Source organism: Duganella violaceipulchra (assembly GCF_019166075.1).
Taxonomy (GTDB): Bacteria; Pseudomonadota; Gammaproteobacteria; order Burkholderiales; family Burkholderiaceae_D; genus Rugamonas; species Rugamonas violaceipulchra.
Map to the genome: position 1 here is coordinate 70493 of NZ_JAHTGR010000012.1, position 19759 is coordinate 90251.

The 19759-nt window shown below is 61.2% G+C and carries 24 protein-coding genes; 17 read left to right on the plus strand and 7 right to left on the minus strand.

What is annotated here, in order from left to right:
* Positions 1-21: 21 nt before the first annotated feature.
* Positions 22-423 (minus strand): DUF3619 family protein, encoded by a 402-nt coding sequence (locus KVP70_RS21610; RefSeq protein ID WP_217944272.1) that lies wholly within the window; start codon positions 421-423, stop codon positions 22-24.
* On the minus strand, positions 420-989 hold the full coding sequence (locus KVP70_RS21615) for an RNA polymerase sigma factor (RefSeq protein WP_217944273.1): 570 nt from the start codon (positions 987-989) through the stop codon (positions 420-422). The genes KVP70_RS21610 and KVP70_RS21615 overlap by 4 nt, the downstream gene beginning before the upstream one ends.
* A gap of 511 nt (positions 990-1500) precedes the next feature.
* On the opposite strand from KVP70_RS21615, the gene KVP70_RS21620 reads away from it, so the two are divergent.
* From KVP70_RS21620 to KVP70_RS21640, 5 genes are all read left to right on the plus strand, one after another.
* Positions 1501-3243, plus strand: coding sequence for an acetolactate synthase 3 catalytic subunit (locus KVP70_RS21620; RefSeq protein WP_217944274.1), 1743 nt, complete (start codon positions 1501-1503; stop codon positions 3241-3243).
* A gap of 1 nt (position 3244) precedes the next feature.
* Positions 3245-3736, plus strand: coding sequence for an acetolactate synthase small subunit (gene ilvN, locus KVP70_RS21625; protein WP_026334297.1), 492 nt, complete (start codon positions 3245-3247; stop codon positions 3734-3736).
* Positions 3737-3767: 31 nt separating this feature from the next.
* Complete coding sequence (gene ilvC / locus KVP70_RS21630; RefSeq protein WP_217944275.1) at positions 3768-4784, plus strand: ketol-acid reductoisomerase; 1017 nt, start codon at positions 3768-3770, stop codon at positions 4782-4784.
* Positions 4785-4910: 126 nt separating this feature from the next.
* The gene (locus KVP70_RS21635; RefSeq protein ID WP_217944276.1) at positions 4911-5195 is read left to right on the plus strand and encodes a CopG family ribbon-helix-helix protein; all 285 of its coding nucleotides are present in this window, start codon (positions 4911-4913) and stop codon (positions 5193-5195) included.
* A gap of 2 nt (positions 5196-5197) precedes the next feature.
* Positions 5198-5491, plus strand: a complete 294-nt coding sequence (locus KVP70_RS21640) for a type II toxin-antitoxin system RelE/ParE family toxin (protein ID WP_217944277.1) — start codon at positions 5198-5200, stop codon at positions 5489-5491.
* Between the two features lie 37 nt (positions 5492-5528).
* Here the strand turns inward: KVP70_RS21640 and KVP70_RS21645 are convergent, their stop codons facing one another.
* Positions 5529-6416 carry a prolipoprotein diacylglyceryl transferase gene (locus tag KVP70_RS21645; RefSeq protein WP_217944278.1) on the minus strand — a complete coding sequence of 296 codons (888 nt, stop codon included), beginning with the start codon at positions 6414-6416 and terminating at the stop codon, positions 5529-5531.
* 114 nt (positions 6417-6530) lie between these two features.
* Here KVP70_RS21645 and KVP70_RS21650 point away from each other — a divergent pair, with 114 nt between their 5' ends.
* From KVP70_RS21650 to KVP70_RS21680, 7 genes are all read left to right on the plus strand, one after another.
* On the plus strand, positions 6531-7169 hold the full coding sequence (locus tag KVP70_RS21650; RefSeq protein WP_255575856.1) for an SGNH/GDSL hydrolase family protein: 639 nt from the start codon (positions 6531-6533) through the stop codon (positions 7167-7169).
* Between the two features lie 92 nt (positions 7170-7261).
* Entirely contained in the window at positions 7262-8029 is a 768-nt protein-coding gene (locus KVP70_RS21655) for an SIMPL domain-containing protein (RefSeq protein WP_217944280.1), read from the plus strand.
* 68 nt (positions 8030-8097) lie between these two features.
* Entirely contained in the window at positions 8098-8865 is a 768-nt protein-coding gene (locus KVP70_RS21660) for an SIMPL domain-containing protein (protein WP_217944281.1), read from the plus strand.
* Between the two features lie 106 nt (positions 8866-8971).
* Positions 8972-9844 carry a CDP-diacylglycerol--serine O-phosphatidyltransferase gene (pssA, locus tag KVP70_RS21665; RefSeq protein ID WP_217944282.1) on the plus strand — a complete coding sequence of 291 codons (873 nt, stop codon included), beginning with the start codon at positions 8972-8974 and terminating at the stop codon, positions 9842-9844.
* A gap of 58 nt (positions 9845-9902) precedes the next feature.
* Complete coding sequence (locus tag KVP70_RS21670) at positions 9903-11450, plus strand: 2-isopropylmalate synthase (protein WP_217944283.1); 1548 nt, start codon at positions 9903-9905, stop codon at positions 11448-11450.
* A 24-nt stretch (positions 11451-11474) separates the two neighbouring features.
* Positions 11475-12221 (plus strand): hypothetical protein, encoded by a 747-nt coding sequence (locus KVP70_RS21675; protein ID WP_217944284.1) that lies wholly within the window; start codon positions 11475-11477, stop codon positions 12219-12221.
* 116 nt (positions 12222-12337) lie between these two features.
* Positions 12338-12865, plus strand: coding sequence for a GNAT family N-acetyltransferase (locus KVP70_RS21680; RefSeq protein WP_217944285.1), 528 nt, complete (start codon positions 12338-12340; stop codon positions 12863-12865).
* Here KVP70_RS21680 and KVP70_RS21685 read toward each other — a convergent pair.
* The gene (locus tag KVP70_RS21685; protein ID WP_217944286.1) at positions 12862-13344 is read right to left on the minus strand and encodes a MarR family winged helix-turn-helix transcriptional regulator; all 483 of its coding nucleotides are present in this window, start codon (positions 13342-13344) and stop codon (positions 12862-12864) included. The two genes, KVP70_RS21680 and KVP70_RS21685, sit on opposite strands and share 4 nt — an antisense overlap.
* Positions 13345-13395: 51 nt before the next feature.
* Between KVP70_RS21685 and KVP70_RS21690 the strand changes: the two genes are divergently transcribed.
* From KVP70_RS21690 to KVP70_RS21705, 4 genes are all read left to right on the plus strand, one after another.
* The gene (locus KVP70_RS21690; RefSeq protein ID WP_229225002.1) at positions 13396-14634 is read left to right on the plus strand and encodes a serine hydrolase domain-containing protein; all 1239 of its coding nucleotides are present in this window, start codon (positions 13396-13398) and stop codon (positions 14632-14634) included.
* Between the two features lie 137 nt (positions 14635-14771).
* A complete protein-coding gene (locus KVP70_RS21695) occupies positions 14772-15197 on the plus strand; it encodes a nuclear transport factor 2 family protein (protein ID WP_217944287.1) in 426 nt (141 codons plus the stop codon).
* 88 nt (positions 15198-15285) lie between these two features.
* On the plus strand, positions 15286-15639 hold the full coding sequence (locus KVP70_RS21700) for an antibiotic biosynthesis monooxygenase family protein (protein WP_217944288.1): 354 nt from the start codon (positions 15286-15288) through the stop codon (positions 15637-15639).
* The gene (locus KVP70_RS21705) at positions 15636-16334 is read left to right on the plus strand and encodes an ArsR/SmtB family transcription factor (RefSeq protein ID WP_217944289.1); all 699 of its coding nucleotides are present in this window, start codon (positions 15636-15638) and stop codon (positions 16332-16334) included. The genes KVP70_RS21700 and KVP70_RS21705 overlap by 4 nt, the downstream gene beginning before the upstream one ends.
* Here the strand turns inward: KVP70_RS21705 and KVP70_RS21710 are convergent.
* From KVP70_RS21710 to KVP70_RS21720, 3 genes are all read right to left on the minus strand, one after another.
* On the minus strand, positions 16318-17130 hold the full coding sequence (locus KVP70_RS21710) for a hypothetical protein (RefSeq protein ID WP_217944290.1): 813 nt from the start codon (positions 17128-17130) through the stop codon (positions 16318-16320). The genes KVP70_RS21705 and KVP70_RS21710 overlap by 17 nt on opposite strands.
* A 98-nt stretch (positions 17131-17228) precedes the next feature.
* Complete coding sequence (locus KVP70_RS21715) at positions 17229-18575, minus strand: MFS transporter (protein WP_217944291.1); 1347 nt, start codon at positions 18573-18575, stop codon at positions 17229-17231.
* A gap of 109 nt (positions 18576-18684) precedes the next feature.
* Positions 18685-19170, minus strand: coding sequence for a putative periplasmic lipoprotein (locus KVP70_RS21720; protein WP_217944292.1), 486 nt, complete (start codon positions 19168-19170; stop codon positions 18685-18687).
* A 168-nt stretch (positions 19171-19338) separates the two neighbouring features.
* Here KVP70_RS21720 and rpsO point away from each other — a divergent pair, with 168 nt between their 5' ends.
* On the plus strand, positions 19339-19608 hold the full coding sequence (gene rpsO / locus KVP70_RS21725; RefSeq protein WP_008450438.1) for a 30S ribosomal protein S15: 270 nt from the start codon (positions 19339-19341) through the stop codon (positions 19606-19608).
* Positions 19609-19759 lie beyond the last annotated feature (151 nt).

Below are 19759 nucleotides of genomic sequence, written 5' to 3' on the forward strand. Positions count from 1 at the left end.
GACCGCTCAATGCCATGCTGGTTACTCGCTTTGGTTCAGGTAGGCGTTAAAACCGTGGTCCAGATAGGCGGACAACGGCAGTTCGTCCGACAGCACGGCGGCGTCGAGCTCGGCCAGGTCGGCCACGCGCTGTTCCTGTTCGTACTGGTAGATGCCGACCAGGCCGCCGACCAGCACCAGCAGTGGCAGTGCCACGCCCATGCGGGTCATCCAGCTGAACGAGAAGAAGCCGGTGCCGGCGCCAACCAGCGCATTCTTGCTGACGCGCACCTTCAGCGGCGCTTCCACGTGGACTTTCTTGCGGGCGAGCGCCAGCTTGCGCGCTTGCGCCAGGCGGTCGGTGGTCGATGCGGGCAGATCGTCCAGGTGCTCATTGAGCGCGTGGCGCACCTTGTAAGCGAAATTCAGATCGTCGGTGTTCATAGTGTTATTCCCTTGGCTTTTAGCGATTCGGCGAGCGTATGTGTTGCACGTGAGCAATGTGTCTTCACGCTCCCCTCGGAACATCCCATCGCTTCGGCTGTTTCAGCCACGTCCATGTCCTGCCAATAACGCATTAGGAAGGCTTCTCGTTGACGCGCCGGAAGCTTTTGTACTTCGGCATCGATCAGCGCCAGCATTTGCTGGCGCTCGATCTTGTCCGCGCTGGACTCGGAGGCCTCGGAACCCTCTTCGGCGGCGTACGATTCGAGCATGTCGAAATCGTCATGGTCGTCGCCGGAGGGGCCCATGCCCGAGAACAGGCTGACCCAGGTGTTGCGGACCTTTTCCCTACGGAAATAATCGAGGATGGTGGTTTGCAGGATGCGCTGGAACAGCATCGGCAGCTCGGCGGCCGGCTTGTCGCCGTATTTCTCGGCGAGCTTGATCATCGCGTCCTGCACGATGTCCAATGCGGACTCGTCCTTGCGCACCGCATAGACGGCTTGTTTAAAGGCACGCCGCTCGACGTTTTCGAGAAAGTCGGATAATTCTTTGTCTGTGGCCATGCGTCGGGTGTGGATACTGCCGGGAAAGCCGGCGCTGGGCCGCTAGGGGGGCGGCTCGATAACTGAGCGCATGCTAGCAAAATTTAGCCATTTCTGCATGGTTTTTGCGGCTTTGACGGTGCAAAATGTACCGAAGCTGCGATTTTTTCGATATTTCACTTGCTCAAACCGGGGCGGCGGGTGTACCGTATGGGACGCTTTGAACACCCCGAAGCTCTATGGTCTGGTCGCAGTTGGCACACAACGCCGCAATCGACGAGACGCGCTTTCATATGTCAGCAGTTTGCTCTAACCCGTGCCACAAGCGCGAGAGGTACGCAGAACCGCTACAGACAGATCCAGCCAAACGAGAGTTTGCAGCTAGCACTGCTTTGCACGTCACTACGGTTGACGGAAGAGGCAGGTGTGACTGCAGAGAAAAAGGGAAGCAGGGCAATGCTGTAGAGGTGGGCCTACTTCGTTAGGAAAGAGCATCCGATCAATCTCCTATGGACCTTGAAAGGAATGTTTCATGAATACCGAAGCAACCGCATCACAAGGAGCGAACACGCTCACAGGCGCTGAAATACTGGTGCGCTGCCTGGCCGAGGAAGGCGTGGAACACGTCTTTGGCTATCCGGGCGGAGCCGTGCTGTATATCTACGACGCCATCTTCAAGCAAGACAAATTCCAACACGTCCTCGTGCGTCACGAACAGGCCGCAGTGCATGCCGCCGATGCGTACTCGCGCAGCTCGAACAAGGTTGGTGTCGCGCTGGTCACGTCCGGTCCGGGCGTCACCAATGCCGTGACAGGTCTTTCCACCGCTTACATGGATTCCATCCCCATGGTCGTGATCTCCGGCCAGGTGCCGAGCCACGCCATCGGCCAGGATGCCTTCCAGGAATGCGACACGGTCGGTATCACCCGTCCAGTCGTCAAGCACAATTTCCTCGTCAAAGACGTCAAGGATTTGGCGGAAACCGTCAAGAAAGCCTTCTTCATCGCCCGCACCGGCCGTCCAGGCCCCGTGCTGGTTGATATTCCGAAGGATATCTCGATGCACAAGACGACGTACTCGTACCCGAAAGAGGTCGAGATGCGTTCGTACAAACCGGTCGACAAGGGCCACTCCGGCCAGATCCGCAAGGCAGTCCAACTGCTGCTGCAAGCCGAACGTCCGATGATCTACACCGGCGGCGGCGTGATCCTGGCCAACGCCTCGCCCGAGCTGAACAAGCTGGTCGACAAGCTGGGCTTCCCGGTCACCAACACGCTGATGGGTCTGGGCGCCTATAAAGCGTCGAGCGAGAACTTCGTCGGCATGCCAGGCATGCACGGCACCTATGAAGCGAACATGGCGATGCAGCACTGCGACGTCCTGATCGCCATCGGCGCCCGCTTCGACGACCGCGTGATCGGCAACCCGAAACACTTCGCCTCCAACCCGCGCAAGATCATCCACGTGGACATCGATCCATCGTCGATCTCCAAGCGCGTGAAAGTGGACATCCCCATCGTCGGCAACGTCAAGGACGTGCTGATCGAATTCCTGGCCCAGCTCGACGCTGCGGAAGCCAAGCCGAACGCGCCCGCCGTCAAGGACTGGTGGAAGCAGATCAACGAATGGCGCGGCAAGGACTGCCTGAAGTTCGCCACGTCGGACCTGGTGATCAAGCCGCAGGCCGTGGTGCAGAAGCTGTGGGAAGTGACCAAGGGCGACGCCTTCATCACCTCCGACGTCGGCCAGCACCAGATGTGGGCCGCGCAGTACTACCCGTTCGACAAGCCTAAGCGCTGGGTCAACTCGGGCGGCCTGGGCACGATGGGCGTGGGCCTGCCGTACGCCATGGGCGTGCAGATGGCCAACCCGGACGCCACCGTCGCCTGCATCACCGGCGAAGGCTCGATCCAGATGTGCATCCAGGAACTCGCGACCTGCAAGCAATACCATCTGACGCCGAAGATCATCATGTTGAACAACCGCTTCCTGGGCATGGTGCGCCAGTGGCAGCAGATCGACTACGGTTCGCGCTATTCCGAGTCCTACATGGATTCGCTGCCGAACTTCGAGAAGCTGGCCGAAGCCTATGGCCACGTCGGCATGCGCATCGAGAAACCGGGCGACGTCGACGGCGCGATGCGCGACGCCTTCGGCATGAAGGACAAGCTGGTCTTCATGAACTTCATTACCGATCAATCGGAAAACGTCTGGCCGATGGTGAAAGCGGGCAAAGGGCTCTCTGAAATGCTGTTGGGTTCGGAGGACTTATAAGATGCGACACATTATCTCTGTCTTGCTGGAAAACGAAGCCGGCGCGCTGTCGCGCGTGGTGGGCCTGTTCTCTGCCCGCGGCTACAACATTGAAACGCTGACCGTGGCGCCGACCGAAGACGCGACCCTGTCGCGGATGACCATCGTCACCACCGGTTCGGACGACATCATCGAACAGATCACCAAGCACCTCAACCGTTTAATTGAAGTGGTGAAGGTGGTCGATCTGACCGAAGGCCAGCACATCGAACGCGAACTGATGTTGATCAAGGTGCGCGCGGTGGGCAAGGAGCGTGAAGAGATGAAGCGCACTGCGGACATCTTCCGCGGCCGCATCATCGACGTCACCGAGAAGACTTACACGATTGAACTGACCGGCGCCAAGACCAAGCTCGACGCGTTCATCGATTCGATCGACCGCGCCTCCATTCTGGAAACGGTACGTACCGGCGGTTCCGGCATAGGACGCGGCGAACGCATCCTCAAAGTTTAATCAAATTCAAAAATACTACTAAGGAAATACCATGAAAGTTTTCTACGACAAAGACGCTGACATCTCCCTGATCAAGGGCAAAAACGTTGCCATCATCGGCTACGGTTCGCAGGGCCACGCCCACGCGCAAAACCTGAGCGATTCCGGCGTCAACGTGACCGTCGGCCTGCGCAAGGGCGGTGCTTCGTGGAACAAGGTTGAGAAAGCCGGCCTGAAAGTGGCGGAAGTGAACGACGCGGTCAAGGCCGCCGACGTCATCATGATCCTGCTGCCGGACGAGAACATCGCCCAGGTCTACAACGAAAACATCGCCCCGAACGCCAAGCAAGGCGCGGTGCTGGCCTTCGCCCACGGCTTCAACGTGCACTACGGCCAAGTCGTGCCACGCGCCGACCTGGACGTGATCATGGTCGCACCGAAGGCCCCTGGCCACACCGTGCGCGCCACCTACACCCAGGGTGGCGGCGTACCGCACCTGATCGCCGTCTACCAGGACAAGTCCGGCATCGCCCGTGACATCGCCCTGTCGTACGCCTCGGCCAACGGCGGCGGCCGTGCCGGCATCATCGAAACCAACTTCCGCGAAGAGACCGAAACCGACCTGTTCGGCGAACAGGCTGTCCTGTGCGGTGGCGCGGTCGAGCTGATCAAGGCCGGCTTCGAAACCCTGACCGAAGCGGGCTACGCTCCGGAAATGGCGTACTTCGAATGCCTGCACGAGCTGAAGCTGATCGTCGACCTGATCTACGAAGGCGGCATCGCCAACATGAACTACTCGATCTCGAACAACGCCGAATACGGCGAGTACGTGACCGGTCCTAAGGTCGTGACCTCGGCCACCAAGGACGCGATGCGTCAGTGCCTGAAGGACATCCAGACCGGCGAGTACGCCAAGTCCTTCATCCTGGAAAACAAGGCAGGCGCTCCGACCCTGATCTCGCGTCGCCGCCTGACGGCCGAGCATCCGATCGAAGAAGTCGGCGCAAAACTGCGCGCCATGATGCCTTGGATCGCCAAGAACAAGATGGTCGACCAGTCGAAGAACTAAGCTTCCTCTGCTTCACGAAAAAGCCGGCATTGATTGCCGGCTTTTTTATTTTAGCCGGGGCTACTCTTGATGGTTCGCGCGGATGTAGCACAAATGTGCTACATTTAGGTGCGAAAAGGAGCTGCCATGTCTACCACAACAATACGATTGCCAGAAGAGTTAAAGGCGCGCGTTGCTAGCGCTGCCGAACGTGCTGGCAAGACAAGCCACAGTTTTATTCTCGAAGCCATCGCTGAAAAGGCGGAAATGGAAGAGCTGCGCGTCGGCTTTGACGCCGAAGCCGACGCGCGCTTTGCCAAGCTGCTCGAAACCGGTAAGTCCATTCCCTGGGCAGACATGCGTGAGTACCTTGAGGGGCGTGTCGCAGGGTTGCCGGTGCAACGTCCTGCTGCAAAAAAACGTCGGGGCTGAAAATGACGCGCGTCGAACTGGCCGCTGAAGTCGCCGAGGACTTCGACCGCATCATTGAGCATCTCGCGCAGTCTGCTTCCTCCGACGCTCCCGGGCGTATCAATGAAATTGTCCAGGCAATCGAAGTTCTGGCGCACAACCCACTGATCGGCAGACCAACAGCCGGCGGCAAGCGCGAACTCGTTATTGGCCGCAAAGGCCGGGGGTATGTCGCGCTATACTGCTTCGTTGAAAAGATCGATACCGTCTATGTGCTCGGCATCCGCAGTCAGCGCGAAGCAGGCTATGCGCGATGACTCGGTTTATACGATATAAATAATTCCCAATCCGTTCTCAGCCTCTGGAAATTGCGCGCGCCGATGGACGTAGACTCAGGATCAACGCGCCAATTACGCCCAGCACGATCAGCGTGACAGCAATGATCTCCGCCTGCGTGGCCTGCAGGCCCATGACGTTAAACACGGGATTGACGCGGATCTGCTCGATCAGCAGGCGCTCCACGCCGGCCAGCATCAGATACACCGAGAACAGCCAGCCGATGCGGAACGGGTGCTTGCGCAGCGCCCACAGCAGCGCGAAGCACAGCAGCGCCATCGCGGTTTCATAGATCGGCGTTGGATACACGCCGGGCAGGGCGATCAGCTCGCCGTAGATGTTGTTGTCGTAGGTTTGCGCCCACAGCCAGGTCGGCAGCCAGTCCGGCTTGAGCGCCATGTTGGCCGCGATGCCCCAGTCGCCATCGCCCGACACCTGGCAGCCGACGCGGCCGATGGCGTAGCCGATCATCATCGCCGGCGCCGCCGCATCGAGCAGCGGACGCACCGGCAAACGCCAGCGCCGCACGCACACCATGCCGGCCAGCGTACCGACGATCAGCCCGCCGAATATGCTCAGGCCCGAGCGCGTGAAGATCATGCTCATCGGATCGGCCGCAAACTGGGCGGTGTGCTCCAGGATGTGGAACAGGCGCGCGCCGACGATGCCGGCGACCAGCACCACCATCGTCAGATCGCTGACCACGTCCTGTGGCGGCGCCTCGCGGCCGCGCACATGCGCCGGCCCGATCCGGCCCGTTTGGTACAGGCGTTTGAGCTCGGCCCGCAGCAGCGCTCCCGCCGCCAGCGCGCCCAGGGCCACGAACAGTCCGAAGGTTGCCAACGGCAGCGGCAGTTCATGGCCGGTCCAGGCCTTGATCACATCACTCAAATACGGATACGACATGTCAGCTTTCAAAAAGGAGTCCGCCGGAACTTTAGCACAAGGTACTTTTCTGCGAACCTCCGGGCGGATGTTATGCTGGCGGACGTTTGCTTTCTCAGGAAAGGTTGTTACGCGATGGCTGCAAAACATGTGCTGTGTTACGGAGACTCGATGTCCTGGGGGATTATTCCTGGGACCAGGCAGCGCCACCCGCATGATAGGCGGTGGACCGGCATTCTTCAGCAGCTGCTGGGCGACGACATCCGCGTGATCGAAGAATGCCTGAACGGGCGGACCACCGTCTGGAACGATCCATTCCGCCCGGGGCGAAACGGCAAGGACCTTTTGCTGCCTATCCTGCACTCGCATGCGCCTATCGACCTGGTCATCATCTTCGTGGGAACCAACGATCTACAAGCCATCTACGGCGTGGGCGCCTATGAATCCTCGCTGGGTGCCGGCGTGCTGGTCGACATCGTCCAGGGATGCCGCGCGGAGCCGATGCTGGTGGCGCCGCAAGTGCTGCTGCTCGCGCCGCCGCGCATCGGCAAGCTGGGCGGAACCATGGTGGAGAAATTCCACGGCGCCGAGGAAAAGTCGAGCCACTTTACGCGCTGCTACGCGCGCATAGCCGAAGAGCGCGGCTGCTCCTTCATAGACGCTGCAGAGTTCATTCAGCCCAGCGACGTCGATGGCGTCCATCTCGACGAACTACAGCACCGGCAGCTGGCGGCGGCGCTGCATCACCGCGTGCTGGCGATACTGGACCGCTGACGAATGTTACAAACACTCACTATGTCTTACATATCTTGCAGGTAATTTCAGGTAAAGTTCGCCTTGTTGTAATTTTAACTTTGGAGCCCGCAATGACCGTCATGAAAACACTCGCCGCAGCCGCTGCCGCCTCCTTCGCACTCGCCGCACAGGCCGCCCCGCTTGAATCGCTGCCGACCTCCGGCACGCTGGTCGTGGTGCCGGCGTTCGGCGAAGTCAAGCACGCCAACGATCAAGCGGTCGCCACCTTGGCGATCGAAGAGCAGGACAAGGACAAGGCCGCCGCCGCTTCGCGCGTCAACCTGAAAATGAAGCAGGGCCTGGACATCGTCAAGCAAGAAGACCCCGGCGCCAGCCTGAAAACCCAGGGCTACTACACCTATCCGGTCTATCCCGAGGAACGTCCATCGGTGAACGGCCAGCCGTCCAAGCCGCGCGTGCCGACCGCCTGGCGCGTGGGCCAGTATCTGCAAGTGACCACCACCAACCTGGAGAAGCTGCCGAAAACCGTGGCCGCCGCCCAGAAGATCCTGACCCTGAACGGCCTGCAATTCGGCCTGACGCCGGAAACCACGCGCCAGCTGGACGACCAGCGCATCGCCGCCACCTACAAGAACCTGAACGAGCGCATCAACTCGATCGCCAGCGCCATGGGCCGCAAGGTCGGCGACGCCGTGCTCGACACGGTCGACTTCGAAGGCTCGGGCAACTACGCCCAGGAACGCATGGGGGGCGCACCGGCGCCGATGATGATGCGCTCGGCCAAAATGTCGGACGCCGCCGATGTGGCCGAACCGAGCTTCGAGCCGGGCGAAACCACGCTGCAAATGAACCTGGTGGGCAAGGTTCGCTTCAAGTAAGGCCGATGCGCGGCGGCGCGCGTTGAGGTACAGTTGCGATTGCCTTTATATCAATTCTGGAGATCGCCATGACTGTCACGAAACGCCTGTCCGCCGCTGTTGTTGCCGCCTGTGCGCTGTCCGCGCAGGCCGCCCCGCAGGAATCCTTGCCGACCAGCGGCGCCCTGGTGGTCGTGCCCGCCTTCGGCGAAGTCCGCCACGTCAACGACCAGGCCGTCATCACGCTGAACGTCGAGGAGGTCGACAAGGACAAGGCTGCCGCCGCCTCCCGCGTCAACCAGAAGATGAAGCAGGGCCTGGAGATCGTCAAACAGGAAGATCCGCAGGCCAGCTTGAAAACCCAGGGCTACTACACCTACCCGGTCTATCCGGAAGAGCCGGCCCCGGTGAACGGCCAGCTGCGCAAGCCGCGCGTGCCGACCGCCTGGCGCGTGGGCCAGTCCCTGCAGGTCACCACCACCCAGCTGGCGGGCCTGCCGAAGACGGTCGCCGCCGCGCAGCGCGTCATGGCGCTGAATAATCTGTACTTCGGCCTGACGCCGGAAACCACGCGCAAGCTCGACGACCAGCGCATCGCCGCCACCTACGCCAACCTGAACGAGCGCATCAACTCGATCGCGCGTGCCATGGGCCGCAAGCTCAGCGACGCCGTGCTCGACACGGTCGATTTCGAAGGCTCGGGCAATTTCGTCGACCGCGTCAGCGTGACCGGCTCGCGCGTGATGGCGGCGCCGGCGCCGGCCTATGCCGCCCCGGAGGCCGTGGTCGAACCGAGCTTTGAAGCGGGCGAAACCACGCTGCAAATGCGCCTGGTGGGCAAAGTGCGCTTCAAGTAGGCAAACTTGGGCAGAATAGGGCGGATGGTCGGCCGACTCCCTTTTTTATGGTCGGCTCCACTATAATGACGAGGCAACATGACCAGCTAATCAGAAACGGAACCCCATGGCCAAATTCCCCCGTCGCCGAGCCAAGAATGGCGCAGTCCAAGGCAAAACGCCGCAGATGTCGCGCTTTAGCCGCTTTGCGCGCCGCGCCAGGGGCGAGGACCTCGACCGGCCGCGCCATCGCGGGATCTACCTTTTGCCAAACGCCTTCACCACCGCCGCGCTGTTCTGCGGCTTCTACGCCATCGTCATGGCGATGAACCAGAAATTCGAGCACTCCGCCTGGGCCATCTTCATCGCCATGGTGCTCGACGGCCTGGACGGCCGCGTGGCCCGCCTGACCAATACCCAGAGCGAATTCGGCGCCCAGTACGACTCGCTGTCGGACATGGTGTCCTTCGGCGCCGCGCCGGCGCTGGTGATCTACGAATGGTCGCTGCGCGGCTTGGGCAAGCTGGGCTGGATCGCCGCCTTCGTCTACTGCGCCGGCGCCGCGCTGCGCCTGGCCCGCTTCAACACCAATATCGAAGTGGTCGACAAGCGCTTCTTCCAGGGCCTGCCGTCGCCGTCGGCCGCCGCGCTGGTGGCCGGCTTCATCCTGCTGATGGTGGACCAGGAAGTGTCCGGCCTCGAATTGCGCTGGGTCTCGTGGAGCATCGCCGTATTCGCCGGCCTGACCATGGTGACCAATGTGCCGTTCTACAGTTTCAAGGACGTGAACTTCCGCAAGTCGGTGCCGTTCATCGCGGTGTTCCTGATCGCGCTGGGGTTCGCGCTGGTGTCGATCGACCCGCCGAAAGTGCTGTTCCCGATCTTTATCGCCTACGGCCTGTCTGGCTATGTGGTGTCGGCATGGCGGCTGGCCAAGGGCAAGAAGGTCAGCCTGATCCAGACCGAAGAAGACTCCAACGATCCCAGCGAGCGCCACTGAACAAGAGGGCGGCAGGCCCTGAGAATTCAAGCAACGAAGCATCAGCCACGGAGCTATCATGAGCAACTCATCCAACCGCCTCATTATCTTTGACACCACCTTGCGCGACGGCGAGCAATCGCCGGGCGCGTCGATGACCAAGGACGAAAAAGTCCGCATCGCCAAGCAGCTCGAGCGCTTGCGCGTCGACGTCATCGAAGCCGGCTTCGCGGCCGCCTCGCAGGGCGATTTCGAGTCCATCAAGGCGATCGCCTCGGTGGTGCGCGAATCGACCATCTGCTCGCTGTCGCGCGCCAACGACCGCGACATCGCGCGCGCGGCCGAGGCGCTGGCGCCGGCCGAACGCAAACGCATCCACACCTTCATCGCCACCTCCAAGCTGCACATGGAGATGAAGCTGCGCATGCTGCCCGACCAGGTGCTGCTGCAGGCGCGCAACGCGGTGCGTTTCGCCCGCCAGTTCACCGACGATATCGAATTCAGCCCGGAAGACGGCAGCCGCTCGGACGAGGATTTCCTGTGCCGCGTGCTCGAAGGCGTGATCGAGGAGGGCGCGACCACCATCAATTTCCCGGACACGGTGGGCTATGCGGTGCCGGAGATTTTCGGCGAAACCATCCGCCGCCTGCGCGAGCGCATTCCCAATTCGGACAAGGCCATCTGGTCGGTGCACTGCCATAACGACCTGGGCCTGGCCGTGGCCAACTCGCTGGCCGGCGTGATGATAGGCGGCGCGCGCCAGATCGAGTGCACCATCAACGGCCTGGGCGAACGCGCCGGCAACACCGCGCTGGAAGAAGTGGTGATGGCGCTGCGCACGCGCAAGGCCTACTACAACCTGGAAGTCGGCATCGACACCACGCAGATCGTCGCCGCCTCCAAGATGGTGTCGCAGATCACCGGTTTCGCCGTGCAGCCCAACAAGGCGGTGGTGGGCGCCAACGCCTTCGCGCACGCCTCCGGCATCCACCAGGACGGCATGCTGAAATCGCGCGAGACCTACGAGATCATGCGCGCGGAAGACGTGGGCTGGGCCGCCACCAAGATCGTGCTGGGCAAGCTGTCGGGCCGCAACGCCTTCAAGCAGCGCCTGCAGGAGCTGGGCATCGACCTGGATTCGGAAGCGGAGGTCAACGCCGCCTTCGTCCGCTTCAAAGAGCTGGCCGACCGCAAGTCCGAGATCTTCGACGAAGACATCCTGGCGCTGGTGTCGGACGAGGCGCAGTCGCATGAGGGCGAGTACTACCGCTTCCTGTCGCTGTCGCAGCAGTCGAACACCGGCCAGACGCCGAGCGCGAAAGTGGTGTTCTCGATCGACGGCGAGGAACATGCGTCCGAAGGCAAGGGCGATGGCCCGGTCGACGCCACCGTCAACGCCATCGAATCCGAAGTGGGCAGCGGCGCCGAGCTGGTGCTGTTCTCTGTCAACGCGATCAGCACCGGCACCCAGTCGCAGGGCGAGGTGACAATGCGCTTGTCGAAGGAGGGACGCATCGTCAACGGCGTCGGCGCCGACCCGGACATCATCGTCGCTTCGGCCAAGGCTTACCTGTCGGCGCTGAACAAGCTGCACTCGAAGATCGAGCGCGTCAATCCGCAGCCCTGAGGGTTGCCAATCCAGGAACCATCTATGCGAAAGTTTTTCCCGCTTATGTTGTTGTCGGTATCGGCTACTGTCATGGCGGAAGACGCCCCGGCCGAACCTATCCAGCAAGTGGCGGTGGCGGGCACCAAGGACCCCGACTGGAAGCCGTACCGGAAAATGCTGGATGGCTTGAACGCGTTCGATGAATACCATGCCCTCGCGCCCAAGGCGGAACTGAAATTCATCTTGCGTCCGCAACAGCCCAACCTGACGCTGGCCGATCTGAAGTTGCGCATTGTGGGCGACAACGCCAACATCGAGTTGCCGATCGCGGCCGACTACACCTTCTCGGTGCCGCGCGACGAGTCGGCCGCCAAGGACGATGCCGATTTGCGGCTCAACAGCAAGAAGGGATTGTTCCGCTGGCGACCGGACATTCATACTGCCGGTCTTCCCGCAGGGACGCGCCGGCTGGGCGATCTGCGCCTGGAGTGCGAGGTGCGCTGGGCGGTCGATAAATTTGATGCCTCGTTTATCAAGTTGGCCTTCATTGTTCCGCTGGGCGGGGTGTGCCACTCGTCCAGGAGCCGGGTGTTCTTCACGACCGCTACGCCGATCACAGGCGCCACCTTGGTATCCGGCTCCCGTCGCGAAAAACTACCGGCAGAGCGCCTCAACGCGACGGACCTCACTCGCTATGCGCCGCCGCTGCACGACCAAAGCTGGCCAGATGACACGCTGGTGGAATTTGAGTTGCTGGCGCCGCCGGTAGTTGAAAGGGCATCTAATTGAGTGAGTATTCCGGCGAATTTAATGTGGCGCTTACTGCGACAGCGTGGGCCAAGGGATGGACTCTGACGAGGAATAAATCATCGCCCGTGAGGCTAGCCTACGGTTGCAAGATAGACTTGGGACTTCCTGAACATTTGGAGCGCCATGTCGTCGTCGATGATGACGAGGGCATCCTGCTTGAACTGATCGATAAACTGCATACTCCCGGAACGTGGCTTAAAGTCTGCGCGCACCCGGAAAAGGTCATTCCACTCTTGCACGAAAATTGGCAGGTCCAGGCGCCGGAATATTTGATGGCGGTGGCGTTGCAAGGCGCGGTAGCGGGCCCGCATGATGGCTACCTGTTGTCTTTGTCCACAACTGGCGCGGTCACCGAGGCCGAGCTCAGGGATGTGGATGGACAATTGGCGGCGAGGGGGCGGGTCGCCCACAGCGACGGCGTCGCCACCTTTGACCAGATCGTGACTGAGCTTTTGCATCAACGAAAGGGGCTGGGCCGGGTCATCATGGCGACGCTGGTCAACGCGTCCATCGCCCAGGAGGCAAGCGTTGGCGTATTGGTCGCCACGGAGCAGGGCCGGGCTCTCTACCAGGCAATTGGCTGGGCAATGGTTTCGCCAGTCACTGCGGCGGTCATTGCTTAGGCGATTCTGGTCATGATGCGCTCAAAGATGGATTGACGTTCCAGAGCGTCTTCCAGCCTGTTTAGCAATGCGACGACGTCGCCCGACTCGGCGTTCAGCGCCAGGGCGGCTTCGTCAAATGCTGCCCAGACCGGTCGCAACTTCGTGACCAGCCGCTTGCCTGTGGCGGTGAGTATGATTTTCTTCTTTCGGGCGTCCTCGGGATCGGATTGCGATGTCACGATCCCGGATTTTTCCAGGGATTGTCGGGTCTGACTTACAGAGACATGCGTGATCTTCAGCGTCGCCGCCAGTTCCCCCACCGTGGCAGAGCCTTTGATGGCTAATTGGTTCAGCACGCCAAACCAGCGCTGTTCAAACTCAATCCCCAGGGCGGCGTACACCCTCACCGAGTCGCCATCGAGGTTTTCCGACAAACGTCTTAGCCTGGCGCCGATAGCCGCTCCACCGGCAGCGCGCGAATAATCTTGCGTGGTCATGATTTCTTATTTCTTAAGTTGACTTTTATGTAGGTGCCTACACATAATAACATGCAACGTCCGGTTTGCCACCACTTCCATGAAGAGAGCGAAAACATGCCAGTTCATACGCCCGCCCCTGTGTCGACGGTTTCTCGGCGCGCTTTTCTTGGCGCAGGATGGTCTGCGTTCTTGCTGCCTGCTGGTGCAGTGGCTGGCGGTCTCGCGTCGCCGGCCTCGGATCTGGAGGACTTTATCCGAAACGAAATGCGCATCGCCAAGATTCCAGGCCTGGCCGTCGGTTTTGCCCGCGATGGCGTTGTGCAATTTGCTCAAGGATACGGCATGGCCAATATTGGCCAGCGTAAGGCGGTGACCGCGAACACGATGTTTCATATTGCATCCATCACCAAGACGCTCACTGCGACCATGATTATGCGTTTGGTGGAGCGGGGCAAGCTCGCGTTGGATGAGCCTATCGCGGGCTACCTGGACTTCCCCGTCGCCAATCCACGATTTCGCGATACGGCGATCACCTTCCGACAGCTGCTGTTGCACACATCGAGCATTTCCGACGCACGGTATTACGAGATCGATTTCCGGCAGCCCGGTCACGACGCCGATCTATCCCTTGCCGACTTCCTCAAGCAATATCTTACTCCGGCGGGTGGCAATTATTCGGACGCGACGTGTTTCTCCACCGCGCGCCCGGGGGCGGCATGGGGCTACAGCAACGTGGGCTACGCTTTACTGGGTTATCTTGCGGGGCGCATTGGACAATTGGACATGCGCGTACAAACACGCAGGGACATTTTTGCGCCGCTCGCCATGGGGCATACGAGCTGGACTATCAAAGATACTCCCGAGTCGCTCAGTGCCGAGGCCTACGACCTGGTCGATGGTGCGCTGGTGGCTGTCAAACCTGTCGGCTTCCCTGATTGGCCGAGCGGCATGTTGCGCTCATCGATCAGCGATTTCATGAAGTTCATCGCCGCGTCGGCAAACGGTGGCAAGTCGGGCGGCATCAGTGTGTTGGGAGGGGATGCCATGGCGCAGATGCTCGATATGCAGGCGCCGGCCGGGCTGCCCACATGGCTGAACGGTCAGGGTCTGGGTTGGATGGCGTCCACGTTGGGCGGGCAGACCAGGCCCAACCATTGGGGCGGCGATCCGGGTGTTTTTACCGCGGCCTACCTGGCTCCGGCCACGCGCAGTGGCGTGGCGATATTCACCAACGTTAGCGCCTCGGCGGAAAATAGAATCGCCGTAAAGAATATCGCCAGCCGTCTTTTGCAATCAGCTTCATCCTGACGGCGATTCGATGACGGGACACTCGCCCGTGATACTCTTGCCGTCACGCCATTCGTGACCGTGACGGTTCAACTCCACATAGTTGTCGCCAATGGCGCCTCGTCCGTTTATATTCGCCAACCTATTTGGGAGACATCATGAAGTTGAAGTCATTTGCAGCACTGTTCTTTATCGCCGGCGCGGCGTTTGCGCAGGAAGCCGATACCGCGGGCGCCCGCGTGCCGGTCGAGAACTACATCAGGGCCCACGCCACCGGCGACGCGGCCTTCATGCGCAAGGCTTTCCACCCGGATGCAAAGATCTATTCCTACCGCGACGGCAAGTTGCAAACGCTGACGGTGGATGAATTCGCCAAACTGTTCCCCGGCAAACCGGCGGCCAACGAAGATAAGCGCGTGCGCCGCATCGAGAATGTCGAGGTAACCGGCGTCGCCGGAACGGCCAAGGTCTACCTCGACTATCCGACCGTGACCTACACCGACTACATCTCGCTGCTGAAGGTGGATGGCGAATGGAAGATCATCAACAAGACCTTCAACGGCGTGTCCAAGCCCAAGTCCTGACCTGCCGCCACGCATGCTTCGTTGCACGCCGAAGCATGCGCCGATGGAAGCGGCTATCCTGTGACATCTTTCTGCGTAGGAGCGCCACATGATCACCGTGATATTCGAAGTCATCCCCAGCACCGAAGGCTACGCCGAATACCTCGACCGCGCGGCCCAGCTGGCGCCGCTGCTGGAAAAGATGGACGGCTTCATTTCCGTCGAACGCTTCGAAAGCCTGAAGTCCCCCGGCAAGCTGTTGTCGCTGTCGTTCTGGCGCGACGAGCAGGCGGTGCGCGCCTGGCGCGAGCAGGACCAGCACCGCGAAGCGCAAAGCGCGGGTCGAGCCGGCGTGTTCGACAACTATCGCTTGCGCGTGGCCAGCGTCATCCGCGACTACGGGCTGATGGAGCGCGATCAAGCGCCGCCGTTCCATCCACCGATTGCAGCAGGCAAGCCATGAATACACCGCAACCACGCTTCGCCCGCGTCGCCGCCGCGATCGGCGATCCGACCCGCGCGCTGATGCTGTCGCGGCTGCTCGACGGGCGCTTCTATACCGCCACCGATCTGGCCCAGCATGCCGGCGTGTCCGCGCCGACTGCGTCGCAACATTTGAAACTGCTGGTGGAAGAGCGGCTGGCGAGCGTGCGCGCGCAAGGCCGGCACCGCTACTACATGCTGGCCGATGGCAATGTCGCCCACGCGCTGGAGGCGCTGCTGCGCGTGGCCGACGGCGCGCTGCCCGAGAGCACGCGCTGGCAGGCGCCGGCCATGCGCGGCCTGCGTCACGCACGCAGCTGCTACGGCCATCTGGCGGGCGTGCTGGGCGTGGATCTGTGCCGCTGTTTCATCGACAACGGCTGGGTGCAGCCAGGGGAGGGCGATGGCCACGACTATCCGCTCACGCCATTGGGCCAGGCGCGGCTGCGGCAACTGGGCATCCAGCTGGCGGAAGGCGCGCCGGCCCAGCGCCAGTTGTATGGCTGCGTTGACTGGTCCGAACGGCGCGATCACTTCGCCGGCCCGCTGGCCGTCGCCTTGCTCGACAACTTTGTCGAGCGCGGCTGGCTGCGCCGCAGCGACGACACGCGCGCGCTCGACGTGCCGGCCCAAGGCAAGACCGAACTGGCCGCCTGGCTCAGAAGCGGAACTTGACGTAAGCCGCCGGGCCGTTCATGCGCACGTTGACATCGGTCGCATCGCGCTCGCGATTCAGGCTGATCTTGGTCGCGCTGTATTCGGCCACCAGGCCGACGGTGGGCGTCGGATACCATTCCACGCCGACGGCGCCGCCGTAGATGTGGCCGGTGATGCTGCCTCCGTTTTTCTTGATGCCGCTGGCGTCCACATACATGCGTAGGTTCTGCGAGAAGACGTGGCGCCAGCCCAGTTCCAGCAAGGGCGCGTAGGCGTTCTGGTTTTCCGAATACGCGGCTTTGCCGGTGATGCCGTTCAGCACGCCGCTGGCGGTGCCGTCGACGCGCGCACGGTAGTAGGCGGCGCCGACACCGATGCCGAAGACGTCGTTGCCGCTGCCCAGCCACCATTTGTAGGCCAGGTTGGCCAGGTCCAGTTTCAGTTTGGCGTCCAGCTTGCCGTTGCCGGTCAGTGGAATGCCGTTGCGGTTGGTGGCGCCGGTCAGGCTGGGGTTGTAGGTCTTGCTGTAGTTGTAGTAATCGAAGTCCAGGCCCTGTGTATCGCCCAGCAGCAGTTGCGCCCGCACGCGCGGCAGCGTCACGTGATCGGCTTTGTAGCTGCCGCTGTCGATGTGGCCGTAGTTGGTGTCGGCTTCGTAGTTGATGCGCGGGTCGGCATAGTAGGCGCCGACCGATACGCTGGCGCGGTCCAGCGCCGGCGATGGATCGGCCCAGGCCATTGCGGTGGCGGTGGCTAGGGCGAGCAGGGTGGCCGCGTACATGGCGTGGCGTGCCGGGGGCGTGCGTAAGGACATGTAGGACTCCGGTCTATCGGCGATTGAATCCCGGAATCTTAGCAAGCCGCTGTCGCGATCGACGTCGGCGCACTCCCAAATGTGACGTGGGACTGGTCCTACTCGTCCTCTTCAATGCGCAGCGACAGCGCCGCCGCGATGAACATCGAGATGCCGCCGAGTACCAGCATCATCACAGCGCTGCCGTTGAAGACATGGGTCAGGAAATAGCCCAGGCAGACGCCGGACACCACCTGCGGGATCACGATCGACATGTTGAACATGCCCATGTACATGCCCATTTTCGTCGCCGGAATTTTCCCCGCGAGGATGGCATACGGCATCGACAAGGTGCTGGCCCATGCCAGCCCGACGCCGGCAAACGACAGCAGCAACATCATCGGCGAGGTGATGAAGTAGATCGAGATGAAGCTCAGCCCACCGACAACCAGTGCCAGCGCGTGCGCGGTCTTGCGGCTGGTGCGCGCGGCGATCAGCGGCAACACGAAGGCGAAGGCGATCGAGGCCGCGTTGTAGACCGCGCCGCACACGCCCCACCAGTTGGCGCCTTCGTTGTATAGCGCGGAGCTGGTGTCGCTGGCGTGGTAGATGTGCTGGGTCAGCGTGGCGGTGCCGTAGGTCCACATCGAGAACCAGGTGAACCAGGTGAAGAACTGCACCAGCGACAACTGCACCATGATCCTGGGCATGTTGAGGTAGTCGTTGACGAAGCCGCGCAGGCCGGTCGGCGCGTTCGCCTCCGCTTCCGCTTCGGGATGGAATTGGCTCAGCTGTTCCGGCGAGTATTCGCGGGTGCGCAGCACGGTCCACAGCACGGCCGCCAGGTAGATCGCGCCGCCGATGTAGAAGGCGTAGACCACCGAGTCCGGCGTCTTGCCGGCGGCGGCGGTGTTGGCCACGTCGAACCAGTGCGTCAGCACCCACGGCAGCGCCGAGGCGCCCACCGCGCCCACGCCGATGAAGAAGGTTTGCACGGCATAGCCGGTGGTCAGCTGTTCCTTCGGTAGCAGGTCGCCGACGAAGGCGCGGAACGGCTCCATCGAAATATTGATCGCGACGTCGAGCACCAGCAGCATGGCGGCGGCGGTCCACAGCACGGTGGCGTTCGGCAAGCCCAGCATCGCCAGCGTGGCCAGCACGGCGCCGATGAAGAAGTAGGGGCGGCGACGGCCCCAACGGCCCCAGGTGCGGTCGCTCAGGTAGCCGATGATGGGTTGCACCAGCAGGCCGGCCAGCGGCGCGGCGGTCATCAGGAAACCGATCTTGTCGAGCTCGGCGCCCATGGTCTGGAAAATGCGGGGAACATTGCTTTGCTGGAGGGCGAAGCCGGCCTGGATGCCGAGAAAACCAAAGCTCATGTTCCAGATGGCCCAGAACGACAGCTTAGGCTTTTGCGCCGGCGCGGCGGTGGCGCCGGTTTCGGCCAGTTTCACTTTTGCATGCATGAGGATCTCCGTTTTTGTTGGCGTATTATCTACTTGAAAAAGTAGTTTGGCTACAAAATGCGGAAATCCTCAGCAAAACTAAACAATTCGTTTGTATCTTTGCTACATTTTAGCGGCGGCGCGATTCCCGCTCCGGGTCCGGGCCGTTGACCATCGCCTGGACGATGCCGTTGCGGTCGAATTCCACGTGCATCACGGAATCCCAGACGTTTTGTTCCTTGTAGCGATAAACCCACACATCGCCGTCGACGCTGGCGTAATGCACCTGCTGGGCAGGCTTGCCGAAGGTGCTGAGGACGGTTTGCTTGCTGTCCTTGCGTGGTTTGATGGTGGCGAACTTCTCGCTGCTCAGCACTTGCTCGAAGGAGATCAGCTTGCCGTCCGGGCCGATGCGCGCCATATGCGTGTACTGGCCGAACGGGCCGCCGGCGTATTCGAGCATGATGTCCTGGCCGCTGGCATAGGTGGCGGTGGGCTGGCCCAGCTTGGCCTTGACGGCGTCGACCGGTTCGCCGGCCGCCAGCGGAGGGGTGTTGAGGCTGGCGCAAGCGCTCAGCACGGCAGGCAAGATTGCCACAAATATCAGTTTTTTCATCGCACACCCCTCTATAGGACCGGAAAGTTAGAACAATTGTAGCCAACACAGGATACATGTGGGAGTTTTTCCGCTATACTTCCGGGTCTGGTCTTCGGATCAGTTTTTTTTGAAGTTCACGATGTGCAGGGTTACGACTCCGCGCACCGCATGTTAAAGGTAAATATCATGACCGTAGAAAACATCAACAAAGCCGCCATTATCGCGGACAACGCCCGTGGTCAAAAAGACACCGGCTCCCCAGAAGTTCAAGTTGCGCTGCTGACCGCACGCATCAACGAATTGAACGGCCACTTCAAGGCACACAGCAAGGATCACCACTCGCGTCGTGGTCTGATTATGATGGTTAATCGTCGTAAGAGCCTGCTGTCCTACCTGAAGGGCAAAGATGCTACCCGTTATCGCGATCTGATCGCTAAACTGGGTCTGCGTAAGTAATTTTTTGCGTCATCCGGCTTAATCGAAATGCCTGCGCCAGTTTGCTGACGCGGGCATTTTGTCATTTTTGCCGGGAAAATTGCCAAGCGGAATAGCGTCTTGGCAGTGCGACATGGAATTCCTGGGTTTTAGCAGTTGCAGTAAAGACGAT

Coding starts and splice junctions, on each gene's coding strand:
- KVP70_RS21615 (WP_217944273.1), bottom strand. CDS start 989: ATGGCCACAGACAAAGAATTATCCGACTTTCTCGAAAACGTCGAGCGG.
- KVP70_RS21685 (WP_217944286.1), bottom strand. CDS start 13,344: ATGACCACGCAAGATTATTCGCGCGCTGCCGGTGGAGCGGCTATCGGC.
- KVP70_RS21640 (WP_217944277.1), top strand. CDS start 5,198: ATGACGCGCGTCGAACTGGCCGCTGAAGTCGCCGAGGACTTCGACCGC.
- KVP70_RS21710 (WP_217944290.1), bottom strand. CDS start 17,130: ATGTCCTTACGCACGCCCCCGGCACGCCACGCCATGTACGCGGCCACC.
- ilvN (WP_026334297.1), top strand. CDS start 3,245: ATGCGACACATTATCTCTGTCTTGCTGGAAAACGAAGCCGGCGCGCTG.
- pssA (WP_217944282.1), top strand. CDS start 8,972: ATGGCCAAATTCCCCCGTCGCCGAGCCAAGAATGGCGCAGTCCAAGGC.
- KVP70_RS21660 (WP_217944281.1), top strand. CDS start 8,098: ATGACTGTCACGAAACGCCTGTCCGCCGCTGTTGTTGCCGCCTGTGCG.
- KVP70_RS21650 (WP_255575856.1), top strand. CDS start 6,531: ATGGCTGCAAAACATGTGCTGTGTTACGGAGACTCGATGTCCTGGGGG.
- KVP70_RS21700 (WP_217944288.1), top strand. CDS start 15,286: ATGATCACCGTGATATTCGAAGTCATCCCCAGCACCGAAGGCTACGCC.
- KVP70_RS21690 (WP_229225002.1), top strand. CDS start 13,396: ATGCAACGTCCGGTTTGCCACCACTTCCATGAAGAGAGCGAAAACATG.
- ilvC (WP_217944275.1), top strand. CDS start 3,768: ATGAAAGTTTTCTACGACAAAGACGCTGACATCTCCCTGATCAAGGGC.
- KVP70_RS21675 (WP_217944284.1), top strand. CDS start 11,475: ATGCGAAAGTTTTTCCCGCTTATGTTGTTGTCGGTATCGGCTACTGTC.
- KVP70_RS21610 (WP_217944272.1), bottom strand. CDS start 423: ATGAACACCGACGATCTGAATTTCGCTTACAAGGTGCGCCACGCGCTC.
- KVP70_RS21645 (WP_217944278.1), bottom strand. CDS start 6,416: ATGTCGTATCCGTATTTGAGTGATGTGATCAAGGCCTGGACCGGCCAT.
- KVP70_RS21620 (WP_217944274.1), top strand. CDS start 1,501: ATGAATACCGAAGCAACCGCATCACAAGGAGCGAACACGCTCACAGGC.
- KVP70_RS21705 (WP_217944289.1), top strand. CDS start 15,636: ATGAATACACCGCAACCACGCTTCGCCCGCGTCGCCGCCGCGATCGGC.
- KVP70_RS21720 (WP_217944292.1), bottom strand. CDS start 19,170: ATGAAAAAACTGATATTTGTGGCAATCTTGCCTGCCGTGCTGAGCGCT.
- KVP70_RS21635 (WP_217944276.1), top strand. CDS start 4,911: ATGTCTACCACAACAATACGATTGCCAGAAGAGTTAAAGGCGCGCGTT.
- KVP70_RS21655 (WP_217944280.1), top strand. CDS start 7,262: ATGACCGTCATGAAAACACTCGCCGCAGCCGCTGCCGCCTCCTTCGCA.
- KVP70_RS21695 (WP_217944287.1), top strand. CDS start 14,772: ATGAAGTTGAAGTCATTTGCAGCACTGTTCTTTATCGCCGGCGCGGCG.
- KVP70_RS21670 (WP_217944283.1), top strand. CDS start 9,903: ATGAGCAACTCATCCAACCGCCTCATTATCTTTGACACCACCTTGCGC.
- KVP70_RS21715 (WP_217944291.1), bottom strand. CDS start 18,575: ATGCATGCAAAAGTGAAACTGGCCGAAACCGGCGCCACCGCCGCGCCG.
- rpsO (WP_008450438.1), top strand. CDS start 19,339: ATGACCGTAGAAAACATCAACAAAGCCGCCATTATCGCGGACAACGCC.